Below are 12697 nucleotides of genomic sequence, written 5' to 3'. Positions count from 1 at the left end.
CGGGCGAAATGAATATGGGGGCAGCGTGCAGTCAATGCAGCCGGTCTGCAAGCCACTGCCGCAGCATCCAGCCCGCAATTGCCCCCGAGCGTGGCGCACGGATCACGGGATCGGCACCGGCAAAGACTGCCGCGAGCCGCTCGCGGCTGATCCAGAGCGCATCCTCGATCTCGGCCGGATCGCAGGTGATCTCGGTGCTCACGGCCTCGGCGGCGCAACCGATCATCAGCGAGGCCGGGAAGGGCCAGGGCTGCGACACCAGCAGCCGCACCGGCCCGACCTGCACCGCGGTTTCCTCGAACACCTCGCGACGGACGGCGGATTCGACCGGCTCGCCCGGCTCCATGAAGCCCGCGAGACAGGAATACATCCCCTCGGGCCAGCCCGGCGATCGGCCAAGCAGCACCGAATTGCCGTGGGTCACGCACATGATGACGCATGGATCGGTGCGCGGGAAATGCTGCGCTCCGCAGGCCGGGCAGACCCGCTGCCAGCCGGCAAGGGCAGGCGTGCTCGCCGCGCCGCAGGCCGAGCAGAAGCCATGCGTGCCGTGCCAGTTCAGCAGCGCCCGCGCCGTCGCCGCAAGCTCCGCCGCGCGCGGGTCGAGCCTCATCATCGCGCCGCGCAGGTCGGCGAAGGCCGCCCCCGCCGGCAGATCCGGGTGGTGCTGCGCGCTGTCATCGAAGAAGGCACCGAAATCGGGCTCGGGCCCCTCGGGCACCCAGGGCGAGATATCGGCGGCAAAAACCGGCACGCCGGTGGAAAGGCCGAGGAAGATCAACCCGCCCGCCGCGTGCGACAGCAGCGCCGCCCCCGGCGCGAGCCCGGCAAGCCCCGCACCGAGCGCCGGATCGGCCGGTGATTCCGCACCCGCCAGCAGCGGCCGGCCGCGCCAGAACGGCACGATCCGGGCGGCAGGATCCACCGCCATCCGGGCAAGCGCCGCGGCATCGCCGCGCAGAGAGGCCGCGCGATCGAGCCCCGAGCCCGCAAAGGCAAGGCCCGGGCGGGCATCGACCGCCATCACGGCGGCATCGGAACGGACATCTGGGGAACGGGCGTCTGACATGGGGGCTCCGGCACGGCGCGGAACGGCCTGCCCCGCGCCTTCCTTTTGCCATGCGGCAGCGATGAAAGGCCAGTGGCGTTGCGCCTCCGCATCATCGCCCGGGCGCCCCCGGCCCGCCCGAAAAGGCGCAACCGGTGGTTGAAACTCGGAAAATTCTGCTTAGGCTGGCACTCCGTCGTTCCGGTCGCCGACGCATTTTGTGGCTCCGGGGCGATATCGGAAGGGATCGGACATGACACGAACGGCAGAGCGGGAGGCTTCGGACGGTGCGGAAGCGGGCCGGGTGCTGCTGCGCGTGCTGGCGACGACCGATGTGCACGGCTATCTGCGCAGCCACGATTACGGCCAGGATCAGCCCGGCACCGACTGTGGCCTGACCCGGATCGCGAGTCTGGTGCAGGCAGCACGCACCGAGGTGGCGAACACGCTGCTCTTCGACAATGGCGACATCTTGCAGGGCACGCCGCTCGTCGATCACTGGGCGCGGCGCGGACTGCACCCGGGCGAGGTGCACCCGGTCTTCGAGATAATGAACGTGCTCGGTTACGACGCCGGCACGATCGGCAACCACGAGTTCAACTTCGGCCTCGACTACCTCTGCCGCGCGATCGAGGGGGCGGGCTTTCCGCTCGTCTGTGCCAATGCGGTGCGGCGCGCCGGGGCGACGCCGCTCGAGGACGAGACGCTGCTGCCACCCTGGGCGATCCTCGAGCGCGCGCTGACCGATGCGGAGGGGCAGCTCCATCGGCTGAAGATCGGGGTGATCGGCTTCGTGCCGCCGCAGATCCTGATGTGGGACCGGCTGCAGCTCGAGGGCCGGCTGAGCGTGCGCGGCATCGATGAGGCGGCGCGCGCCCATGTGCCGGCGCTGCGCGCGGCGGGGGCCGATGTCGTCATCGCCCTCGCCCATACCGGGATCGAGCCGCACCTGCCCCCGGGCCTGCCCGACCGGGCGACCGAGCATGCCGCCGTGCCGCTTGCCGCCGTGCCCGGGATCGATGCGCTGATCTGCGGCCACAGCCACCTGTCCTTCCCCGGCCCCGACACCGCCGCGACCGAGGTCGTCGATCCCCGGCGCGGCCTGCTCCACGGCAAACCCGCGGTGATGCCGGGCCGCTGGGGCTCGCATCTCGGCGTGATCGACCTGGCGCTCGCCCCGGACGGCGCCGGCGGCTGGGGGGTGGTCGACAGCCGCGCCGCGCTGCGCCCGGTGCTTGAGGCCGCCACCGGCCGGCCGGTGCCCGAAGCCCCCGCCCTCGTCGCCCGGCTCGCCCCGGCGCATGAGGAGGTGATCTGCGAATTGTCGCAGCCGGTCACCCGGCTCGCCGGACCGATCCAGAGCTTCTTCTCGATGATCGCCCCCGACGCCGGGCTGAGCCTGATCGCCGCGGCGCAGACTGCCCATGTCCGCGCCCGCCTTGCCGGCCGGCCCGAGGCGGCGCTGCCGGTGCTGGCCGCGGTAGCGCCGGGAAAATGCGGCGGGCGCGGCGGCCCGGGCTTTTTCACCGACATCCCCGCCGGGCCGCTCTCGCGCCGCCATGTGCTCGAGATGAGCCTGTTCCCGAACACTGCCACGGCCGTGCTGGTGCGCGGCGCCCAGCTTGCCGACTGGCTCGAGCGCGCGGCCTGCGTCTTCGCCACCATCACCCCGGGACAAGCCGACCAGCCGCTGCTCGCCCCGGCCTTCCCCTGCTACAACTTCGACGTGCTCGCCGGGCTGAGCTACGAGATCGACCTCAGCCACCCGGCCCGCTTCGCCCCCGACGGCAGCCTCGCCGCCGACAGCCGCCGCATCCGCGACCTGCGCCACGCCGGCCGCCCGGTCGACCCGACCGCCGCATTCGTGATCGCCACGAACAGCTATCGCAGCGCGGGCGCGGGCGGCTTTCCTGGCGCGGCGGAGGGGGCGATCGATCTCGGCCCGCCGAAAAGTTCACGCGCCGTGCTGTTTGAGCTGCTGGAACGGCACAGCCCCCTGCGGCCGGTGGCCGAACCGGTCTGGCGCTTTGCCCCGATCCCGGGCGCAAGCGCACTCCTCGAAACCTCGCCGCGCGCTGCCGGACGTCTGGCCGAGGCCGGCCCCGCCGCCGCGCGGCTTGAGGAACTCGGCCTGAACGCCGCCGGCTTTCTTCAGATTCGGGTGCATTTCTGACCAGATTGCGCAAAGTCTTTCATCAGATGCGCAAAATTAAGGCCAATCATGGGTGATCGGTCAAAATTTGACCACTCATCCCATATCTGCCGCGACGTGCGGCGCATGGCGCATTCCCCCCGCCCGACGGATGGGCGCAGGATCGGCCCGACCTCAGAACCGGGAGTTTGACCGACATGTTTCACCGCACCCTGACGGGACTGGCCGCCGCCGCAACGGTGCTGGGCTTCACCGCCCCCGCGCTTTACGCCGAAACCACCGTGCCTTTCGCCCTCGACTGGAAGTTCGAGGGCCCCGCCGCGCCCTACACGCTGGCCGTCGACAAGGGGTTCTACAAGGCCGAGGGCCTCGATGTGCAGGTGACCGAGGGCGCGGGCTCGCTCGACGCGATCCCGAAAGTGGCGACCGGTGCCTTCCCGCTCGGCTTCACCGACATCAACTCGCTGATGAAATTCCTCGACCAGAACCCCGGCGCCCCGGTCACCGCGGTGATGATGGTCTATGACAAGCCCGCCTTCGCCGTCGTCGGCCGCAAGTCGCTCGGCATCGAGACGCCGAAGGACCTTGAGGGCAAGGCGCTCGGCGCGCCGCCGCCGGACGGGGCCTGGGCGCAGTTCCCGATCTTCGCCAAGGAACAGGGCCTCGACATGTCGAAGATCACCGTCGAGCCGGTGGGCTTCCCGGTGCGCGAGCCGATGCTGGCCGAGGGCAAGGTCGCCGCGATCACCGGCTTCTCCTTCACCTCGACGCTGAACGCCGAACGGCTCGGCGTGCCGGCCGACGATCTGACCGTGCTGCTGATGGCCGATTACGGCGTCGCGCTCTACGGCAACGCGATCATCGTCAACACCGACTGGGCGAAGGCCCACCCCGAGATGGTGACGGGCTTCCTGCGCGCCACCGCGAAGGGCTGGAAAGAGGCGATCGCCGCCCCCGCCGCCGCGGTCGAGACGCTGGTGAAACGCAACCCGGCCGCCGATGCGGGGCTCGAGACCAAGCGCCTCGAGCTTGCCATCGCCGGCAACGTGCTGACCGACTACGTCAAGGAGCACGGCATGGGCAACGTCGACACGGCCCGTTTTGCCAAGTCGATCGAACAGCTCGGCACCACCTACGAGTTCAAGACCACGCCCGAGGCGAAGACCTTCTTCGACGCCGAATACCTGCCCACCGACGGCAGCCTGATGCTGCAATGACCGGACCGGGGGCCTTCGGGCCCCCGTCCTCGCTCAAGGTGGGACCATGCAGAAATTCATCGACATCCGCGGCGTGAAACACGCCTACAAGACGAAGAACGGCCTGCTGCCCGTTCTCGACGGGCTCGACGTGGGCGTGGGCGAAGGCGAGTTCTGCGCCGTCGTCGGCCCCTCGGGCTGCGGCAAGTCCACGCTGACCCGGCTTGTCTCGGGGCTGATGCGCCCCGACGAGGGCGCGGTGATCCTCGACGGGCAGGAGGTGTCGAGCCCGCGCAAGACCGTGGGCATGGCATTCCAGAACCCGGTGATGCTCGAATGGCGCACGATCCTCGAGAACGTGATGCTGCCGCTCGAGATCGTCGCGCCGGGCATGGGCCGGGCCGAGAAGGAGGCACGCGCCACCCATCTGCTCGAGATGGTCGGGCTGAAGGGGTTCGAGAAGAAGCGCCCGTCGGAGCTGTCTGGCGGCATGCGTCAGCGCGCCTCGCTGTGCCGCGCGATCGTGCACAAGCCGCAGGTGCTGATCATGGACGAACCCTTCGGCGCGCTCGACAACTTCACCCGCGAGGACCTGTGGCAGACGATGCGCGACCTGCGCGCGGCAGAGCCCTTCACCTGCATCCTCATCACCCATGACCTGCGCGAAAGCGTGTTCCTCGGCGATCAGGTGATCGTGCTCTCGGGCCGCCCGGCCAGGACGCAATACGTGCTTGATGTCGACCTGCCGGCCGACCGCACGATCGACATTCTCTATGAACCGAAGGCGGTCGCGATGCTGCACCTTCTGCGCGAGCAGATCCGCATCGCCCAGGGCCGCGACGGAGACCTGCACTGATGGACCGCGCTCAGAAAATCCTCGTGCCGCTCGCGGCGATCGTGATCTTCCTCGTGCTGTGGGAGTTCGTCGTCTGGGTGAACGGCTGGCCCGATTACAAGATGGCCGCGCCCTCGGACCTGCCGCCGGCGTTCTGGAAGTTCCACACCCTGTTCCTGACCATGGGCTGGCAGACGCTGTGGCGCACCGTGCTGGGGCTCGCGCTCGCCGTCGTCTTCGGCACCTTCCTCGGCATGGTGATGGGGTTCTCGAAGATCGCCCGCGACGGGCTCTACCCCCTGCTCGTCGGCTTCAACGCGATCCCGAAGGCGACGCTGGTGCCGGTGATTGCGCTGATCTTCATCGGCCAGCATGATTTCAACACCGTGCTGATGGCCTTCCTGATCTCGTTCTTCCCGATCGCGGTCTCGGTCGGCATCGGGCTCAGCACGCTCGAACCCGAATACCGCGACATCCTCGCCGCCCTCGGCGCCTCGAAGTTCACGATCTTCCGCAAGATCGCCCTGCCGAAGACCCTGCCCGAGTTCTTCGGCGCGCTGAAGGTCGCGGTGACGCTCGCCTTCATCGGCACCAACCTCGTCGAGATCGTCAGCCCGCATGGCAAGGGGCTCGGCGCGCTGTTCCTGTCGGGGCAGACGAACTCGGACTATCCGCTGATGTTCGCGGTGCTGATCGCCCTCGCCGTGCTCGGCATCGTGCTCTACTACGCCGTCGTCGCGCTCGAGAAGATCTTCGCCGGCTGGGCCGAGCGCAGCCCGGGCTGACCCCCCTGCGCTTCCAATCGCCCGAAATATCCCGGGGGTGAGGCCGAAGGCCGAGGGGCAGCGCCCCCTCCCTGCCCTGTCGCCAGAGCCCAGCTTGCAAGGCCGCGCCCCCCGCGCTAGGGGCAGGGATCTGCCCCCGGCACCAAGGTGTGCAATGTCCCTGCCGATCTTCTTCGCGGTGCTGGCCGCGGCCCTGCTGCATGCGCTGTGGAACGCCCTCGTCCGCCTTGGCGGCTCCAAGATCCGGGCGATGGCGATGCTGTCGCTGGCCGAGGCGGGCGTGGGGCTTGCGATCGTGCTGGCCCGCCCGCTCCCCGCCGCCGAGGCCTGGCCCTGGCTGATCGCCTCCTGCGGCTTGCAGGTCGCCTACAAGACCTTCCTCGCCCATGCCTATGAGGCGGGCGATCTGAGCCGGGTCTATCCGCTCTCGCGCGGCACCGCGCCGATGCTGGTGGCGATCGTCTCGGCGCTCTTCGCGATCGACCCGATCGCACCCGCGGGCTACCTCGGCGTCGCGGTGCTGGCCTCGGGGATCCTCTTCATGGCGCATGGCGTCTTCACCGATGGCGAAAGCCGGCGGCTTCTGCCCTTCGCCCTGGGCGCCGCGCTGTCCACGGCCAGCTATACCCTCGTCGACGGCATCGGCGCGCGGGTCTCGGGCGATGCGGCGGGCTATGTCGGCTGGCTGATGATGGGCAGCGGGCTCATCTTCGCCCTGGCGGCCCCGGCCTGGCGCGGCCCGGCGATGCTGCGGGGCTCGGCGCGCGACTGGCTCTTCGCCGCGCTCGGCGCCGCGGCCTCCTACGGCGCCTATGCGATCTCGATCTGGGCGATGACCCGCGCGCCGATCGCCCTGGTCGCGGTGCTGCGCGAGACCTCGATCCTGTTTGCGGTGCTGATCGGCTGGCTCGTCTTCCACGAGCGGATGACGCGCACGAAGGCGGTGGCGGCGGCGCTGATCGTGACGGGCGTTGTCCTGACCCGGCTTTAGGCGGCGCGGCGCTCGGGCACGATCTGCTGCACGATGCCGACGAAGAGCAGATAGACCGAGGTCACCACCAGCCCCCAATGCGCCCAGCTTTGCGGGTGGAAATGCACCATCGCCGCCCAGGCGGCGAACACCGTCCAGGCGAGCGACATCGGCAGCGACAGCGTGCGCCAGCGTTTCGTGCGGGTCGGGTGGATGAATTTCAGCGGGAAGAACATCCCCACCGCCAGCACCAGCACCACGCCGAGGATGACATAGTAATCGGGCTTCAGCGCGAACAGCACCAGCACCACCATGTTCCAGCACGCGGGAAAGCCCGAGAAGGAATTATCCTTCGTCTTCATCCGGGTATCGGCGAAATAGATGACGCTCGCATAGGTGATGGCGATGATCGCGAGCCAGCCGGTCCAGCCCGGCAGCAGGCCGGACTTGAACAGCGCATAGGCCGGCACGAAGACATAGGTCAGATAGTCGACGATCAGGTCCATCAGCACGCCGTCATAGGTCGGGCAGTTGTGCTTGACGTCGTAATGGCGGGCCAGCGGCCCGTCGATGCCGTCGACGACCAGCGCGACGACCAGCCACAGGAACATCAGCGACCACTTCTGCTCGACGGCGGCCAGCATGGCAAGCATCGACAGCACGGCGCCGGTGGCGGTGAGCAGATGCACGGAAAGGGCTTTGAGACGGATGTTCATGCGGGCCTTCCTGCCGCAATCGGGCCAAGGGTGCAAGCCTCGCCTCACCTCGCGTCAGCAATTGGCCGAACCGTTGCCGCGCCCCCTCAGGCGCGGGGATGCGCGGCCTGATAGACCTGCATCAGCCGCGCCGTGTCGACCGCGGTATAGACCTGCGTCGTCGCCAGGCTGGCGTGGCCCAGAAGTTCCTGGATCGCGCGCAGATCGCCGCCCGCGGCCAGCAGATGGGTGGCAAAGCTGTGGCGCAGCGCATGCGGCGTCGCCGTCGCCGGCAGGCCAAGCGCATTGCGCGCAAGCTCCATCGCCTTCTCGATCTGGCGCGGGTTCAGCGCGCCGCCGCGCACGCCGCGGAACAGCGGTGCCTGCGCCTCGACCGGCCAGGGGCAGAGCCGCACATACTCGGCCACTGCGGCACGCGCGGCCGGCAGCACCGGCACCAGCCGCTCCTTGTCGCCCTTGCCGCGGATGCGCAGCACCTCGGGCAGCGGATGGGCGGCGCCGGTGAGCCCGAGCGCCTCGGAAATGCGCAGCCCGCAGCCGTAAAGCAGCGTCACCACCGCCGCGTCGCGCGCCGCGACCCAAGGTTCCATCGCCTGCAGCTCGACCTGCTCGATCACCGCCTTCGCCGCATCGACGGCAAGCGGCCGCGGCAGCTTGCGGCTGTATTTCGGCGCGCGCGCCGACAGCACATGGGTGGCATCGAACCCCTCGCGGTCGGACAGCCAGCGGATGAAGCTTTTCACCGAGGACAGTGCCCGGGCGAGCGAGCGCGCCGAAAGCCCCCGCCCCCGCTCATACGCCATCCAGGCCCGCATGTCGGATTGCCCGAGCGCGCCAAGCCGCGCCAGCCCGAGACTTTCGCCGTGATGGGCGTGCAGGAAGCCCAGAAAGCCTGCCACATCGGTGCGATAGGCGGCGATCGTGTGCTCGGAGGCGCCGTCGAGCGCCCGCATCTGGTCAAGCCAGCGCGCCAGTGCATCGCCTGTCGCGGGCGAAAAGCCCGGCTGGGTCATGCCAGCCAGCGGCGCATCGCGCGCTCGAAGACCGCGCCGAAGAAGCCCAGAAGGTCGGTGCCCTGCGTCGGCTTGAACTGATGCGGGTCCTCGGCGCCGAAGACCAGCATGCCCGGCAGCCGCCCCGCGCCCAGATCGAGTGCCAGCGCCGCTTCCGAGCGGATCCAGGCCGCCGCCTCGCCATAGATCGCCTCGGATTGCGGCTGGCACTGGCGCAGCACCACCTGCCGCGGCTGGCCGCCGCGCGCGGGGCGCATGTATTCGGCGACGAAGCCCGGCTCGGCCACGCACAGCACCTCGCCCAGCCGGCGCAGGACCGCATCCTCGCCGCCATGCTGGCTTTCGAGCACCAGCCGCACCGTGTCGACGCGCAGCACCTCGGCGACCTCGGTCGTGAGGTTCTTGAGGAAGGCCTCGAAATCGACGGGATCGAGCAGCGCCAGCACCGCGCGATGGATCTGATTGGTGCCCGCCAGATTCTCATAGGCTGCGGCGATCACCGAGCGATGCGTATCCTCGAGCCGGTCGAGCCGCCGCTCGAGCCGCGCCATGGCGACGCCGCGCAGGTCGACGATGTTCGCCCCCATCGCGCGCTCGTTCGCGGCGACAAGCGCGCGCATCAGGTCGCGGTCCTCGAGGATCACGTCGGGATCGGAAATGATCTTGTCGCGCAGCTGCTGCGCGAATGCGGTGTCGCTCATGCCTGTCTCGTGCCCGGTGGTTCGCGGTCTTTTGCGCGATCCTACACGCGATCGTGGTCAATTGCAGGTGAATTCTGTCCCCGGACCACGGCGCCGAAACGAAAACGGCCCGCCGAGACGGCGGGCCGGTGCACGGGATCTGCGGCTCGGATCAGACGATCTTCTGCCCGGTCTTCGCCCAGTCCTTGAGGAACTGGTCGAGCCCTTTGTCGGTCAGCACGTGGTTCGCCATCGCCTTGATCACGGCGGGCGGCGCGGTGATCACGTCGGCGCCGATCTTCGCGCATTCGGTGATGTGGTTCACGTTGCGGATCGAGGCGGCCAGGATTTCCGTCTTGTAATCGTAGTTGTCATAGATCGTGCGGATGTCGTCGATCAGCTCGACACCGTCGAGGTTGATGTCGTCGAGACGGCCGATGAAGGGCGAGACGAAGCTCGCCCCGGCCTTCGCCGCGAGGATCGCCTGCGCGGCCGAGAAGCACAGCGTGACGTTGACCATGTGGCCTTCGGATGCGAAAGCCTTGCAGGCGGTCAGGCCATCCCAGGTGAGCGGCACCTTGATCGCGATGTTGGAGGCGATCTTGGCAAGCTTCAGACCTTCGGTGATCATGTCCTTGGCCTCGGTGGCCACGACCTCGGCCGAGACCGGGCCCGAAACCATGTCGCAGATCTCCTTCGTCACCTCGAGGATGTCGCGGCCCGATTTCAGGATCAGCGAGGGATTGGTGGTGACACCGTCGACCATGCCGAGATCGTTCAGTTCCTTGATCGCCGCCACATCGGCGGTATCGACGAAGAATTTCATGGGAAGCCTCCAGAGCAGCAATTGCGGGCCAGATAGCGCAAACGCCTCGCTTTGGCGAGAGGGGATCGGGCCAGACAGGACCGGGCAGAGGGGGGCGCTGCCCCCCGGCGGCAAGGCGGCCTCCCCCCGGAGTATTTCGGCCAGGGAAAAGCCCGGGGCCTTTCCTTGGAAAAATACTCCCGCCGGAGGCATCGAAAGTCTGTCCCATGACTGAGGTCGGGTTTTATCCCGAAGGCAGCCGCGTCGCGGTGCTGACGGCCGAGCCGATCGGGCGACCGCTCGACTATCTCGCGCCCGAGGGCGGCTGCTTCCCCGGCGCCTTCGTCGAGGTGCCGCTTGGCCCGCGCAAGGTGATGGGCGTGGTCTGGGGGCCGGGCGACGGGCGTTTCGACGCGGCCCGGCTGCGCGCGGTGGCGCGGGTGCTCGACGTGCCGCCGATGCGCGCCGAGCTGCAGGCCTTCCTGATCCGGATGGGCGCCTATACCATGACCTCGCTGCCGGCGATGCTGCGGCTGGCGACGCGCACGCCGGGCCTCTTCGACCCGCCCGGCGCGCGCAAGGTCTATCGCCGCGGCGCGGGCGCGCCCGGGCGGCTGACCGAGGCGCGCGAGCGGGTGCTCGAGGTGCTCGACGCCCATGACGGCGGCGGCTTCTATCTGACCGAGCTTGCGCAGCTCGCGGGCGTCACGCCGCAGGTGGTGAAAGGGCTGGTCGCGACCGGCGCGGTCGACGAATTCGAGCAGCCGCGTGACCTGCCCTTCGCACGGCTCGACCCCGCCTTGCCGGGCAAGGTGCTGTCCGAGGATCAGGCGCAGGCGGCCGCCGCGCTGCGTGCGGGCATGGGCGGGTTCGGGGTGACGCTTTTGAAGGGCGTCACCGGCTCGGGCAAGACCGAGGTCTATCTCGAGGCGGTCGCCGCCTGTCTGGCCGCCGGCCGGCAGGCGCTGGTACTGCTGCCCGAGATCGCGCTGACCACCGAATTCATCGCCCGGGTCGAGGCGCGCTTTGGCGCGCGACCGGGCGAGTGGCATTCGGGCGCGACGCAGGGCGAGCGGCGGCGGCTGTGGCGGATGTGCGCCGAGGGCGGGGTGCAGATGGTGGTGGGCGCGCGCTCGGCACTGTTCCTGCCGTTCCGCGACCTCGGCCTGATCGTCGTCGACGAGGAGCATGACGGGTCCTACAAGCAGGAAGAGGGCGTGCTTTACAACGCCCGCGACATGGCGGTGCTGCGCGCCTCCTTCGCCACGGCGCAGGTGGTGCTGGCCTCGGCCACGCCCTCGCTCGAGAGCTGGGTGAATGCGGAAAGCGGCAAATACGCGCGCATCGACCTCGCGGCGCGGTTCGGCGTGTCGGAACTCCCGGAGATGCGGGCGATCGACCTGCGCGAGGAGCGGATCGAAAGCGCGCACTGGATCTCGCCCACCCTCGTCGGCGAGGTGGTGAAGCGGCTTGGCAGCGGCGAGCAGTCGATGCTGTTTTTGAACCGGCGCGGCTATGCCCCCGTCACCATCTGCCGCGCCTGCGGCCATCAGATCGGCTGCGACCATTGCGATGCGCGGATGGTCGAGCATCGGTTCCTGAAGCGCCTCGTCTGCCATCAATGCGGCGAGACGAAGCCGATCCCCACCGCCTGCCCGAGCTGCGGCGTCGAGGGCAAGCTCGCCCCCGTCGGCCCGGGCGTCGAGCGGCTGGCCGAGGAAGTGGCCGAGCGCTTCCCGACAGCGCGGCTCTCGGTGCTGAGCTCGGACCTCTTCGGCTCGGCCCGCGCGCTGAAGGAGGCGATCGCCGACATCGCGGCGGGCGGCGCCGACATCATCATCGGCACGCAGATCGTGGCGAAGGGGCACAACTTCCCGCGACTGACGCTGGTCGGCGTGATCGACGCGGACCTCGGGTTGCAAGGGTCTGACCTGCGCGCGGCCGAGCATACGTTCCAGCTGATGCGGCAGGTGGCGGGGCGCGCGGGGCGGGCGGACAAGCCCGGCCTTGCGCTGTTGCAGACCTGTCAGCCCGAGCATCCGGTGATCCGCGCGATCCTCGGCGGCGACGAGGAAGCCTTCTGGCGCGCCGAGGCCGCGGCGCGGCGCGCGCAGGGGGTTCCGCCCTTCGGCCGGATGGCGGGGATCATCCTGTCGGGGCCCGAGGTGGCGCCGCTCTTCGAGATCGGCAATGCGCTGGCGCGGGCGCCCGCGCCGCTCGCCCGGATCGGCGCGCAGGTCTTCGGCCCGGCGCCCGCGCCGATCGCGCGGGTGCGCGGACGGCATCGGGTGCGGATGCTGGTGAAGGCCGAGAAGGGCGCGCCCTTGCAGGACGCGCTGCGCGCCTGGCTGCGGCAGGTGAAGCTGCCCGCGCAGGTGCGGCTCGCCATCGACATCGACCCGCAGTCGTTCCTGTGACGCCGTGCGGCCTTGAATTCCGGGGGCGGCGCTTGTATCTCCCCCTGTCCCCACCGTAGAATGGGAAGAACAGCCGGGGC

Annotated in this window: 11 protein-coding genes; 6 read left to right on the top strand and 5 right to left on the bottom strand. The window is 69.5% G+C overall.

Features of this window, described 5'->3' with window-relative positions:
* Window positions 1–31: 31 nt before the first annotated feature.
* On the bottom strand, window positions 32–1024 hold the full coding sequence (gene nudC, locus EOW65_RS06195; protein ID WP_240664548.1) for an NAD(+) diphosphatase: 993 nt from the start codon (window positions 1022–1024) through the stop codon (window positions 32–34).
* Window positions 1025–1301: 277 nt separating this feature from the next.
* Between nudC and EOW65_RS06190 the strand changes: the two genes are divergently transcribed.
* The 5 genes from EOW65_RS06190 to EOW65_RS06170 all read left to right on the top strand — a co-directional run bounded on the left by EOW65_RS06190 (window position 1302) and on the right by EOW65_RS06170 (window position 7007).
* The gene (locus EOW65_RS06190; RefSeq protein WP_128148104.1) at window positions 1302–3221 is read left to right on the top strand and encodes a bifunctional 2',3'-cyclic-nucleotide 2'-phosphodiesterase/3'-nucleotidase; all 1920 of its coding nucleotides are present in this window, start codon (window positions 1302–1304) and stop codon (window positions 3219–3221) included.
* Between the two features lie 176 nt (window positions 3222–3397).
* Complete coding sequence (locus EOW65_RS06185; protein WP_128148103.1) at window positions 3398–4417, top strand: ABC transporter substrate-binding protein; 1020 nt, start codon at window positions 3398–3400, stop codon at window positions 4415–4417.
* Between the two features lie 46 nt (window positions 4418–4463).
* Entirely contained in the window at window positions 4464–5252 is a 789-nt protein-coding gene (locus EOW65_RS06180; protein WP_128148102.1) for an ABC transporter ATP-binding protein, read from the top strand.
* Window positions 5252–6016, top strand: coding sequence for an ABC transporter permease (locus EOW65_RS06175; RefSeq protein ID WP_128148101.1), 765 nt, complete (start codon window positions 5252–5254; stop codon window positions 6014–6016). The genes EOW65_RS06180 and EOW65_RS06175 overlap by 1 nt, the downstream gene beginning before the upstream one ends.
* 154 nt (window positions 6017–6170) lie before the next feature.
* Window positions 6171–7007 (top strand): DMT family transporter, encoded by an 837-nt coding sequence (locus EOW65_RS06170; protein ID WP_128148100.1) that lies wholly within the window; start codon window positions 6171–6173, stop codon window positions 7005–7007.
* Here EOW65_RS06170 and EOW65_RS06165 read toward each other — a convergent pair.
* The 4 genes from EOW65_RS06165 to fsa all read right to left on the bottom strand — a co-directional run bounded on the left by EOW65_RS06165 (window position 7004) and on the right by fsa (window position 10221).
* Window positions 7004–7702: a CDP-alcohol phosphatidyltransferase family protein gene (locus EOW65_RS06165; RefSeq protein ID WP_128148099.1), complete on the bottom strand. Its 699-nt coding sequence runs from the start codon at window positions 7700–7702 to the stop codon at window positions 7004–7006. The two genes, EOW65_RS06170 and EOW65_RS06165, sit on opposite strands and share 4 nt — an antisense overlap.
* 86 nt (window positions 7703–7788) lie before the next feature.
* On the bottom strand, window positions 7789–8715 hold the full coding sequence (locus tag EOW65_RS06160; RefSeq protein ID WP_128148098.1) for a tyrosine recombinase XerC: 927 nt from the start codon (window positions 8713–8715) through the stop codon (window positions 7789–7791).
* Entirely contained in the window at window positions 8712–9416 is a 705-nt protein-coding gene (locus EOW65_RS06155; protein ID WP_128148097.1) for a DUF484 family protein, read from the bottom strand. The genes EOW65_RS06160 and EOW65_RS06155 overlap by 4 nt, the downstream gene beginning before the upstream one ends.
* A gap of 151 nt (window positions 9417–9567) precedes the next feature.
* Window positions 9568–10221: a fructose-6-phosphate aldolase gene (gene fsa, locus EOW65_RS06150; RefSeq protein ID WP_113899573.1), complete on the bottom strand. Its 654-nt coding sequence runs from the start codon at window positions 10219–10221 to the stop codon at window positions 9568–9570.
* A gap of 206 nt (window positions 10222–10427) precedes the next feature.
* Here fsa and EOW65_RS06145 point away from each other — a divergent pair, with 206 nt between their 5' ends.
* The gene (locus EOW65_RS06145) at window positions 10428–12617 is read left to right on the top strand and encodes a primosomal protein N' (protein WP_128148096.1); all 2190 of its coding nucleotides are present in this window, start codon (window positions 10428–10430) and stop codon (window positions 12615–12617) included.
* The last annotated feature ends 80 nt before the right edge of the window (window positions 12618–12697 follow it).

Source organism: Paenirhodobacter ferrireducens (genome assembly GCF_004022265.1).
Lineage (GTDB): Bacteria > Pseudomonadota > Alphaproteobacteria > Rhodobacterales > Rhodobacteraceae > Rhodobacter > Rhodobacter ferrireducens.
Note: the sequence above shows the minus strand (reverse complement) of the source record. Positions and strands in the feature narration are given on the sequence as shown.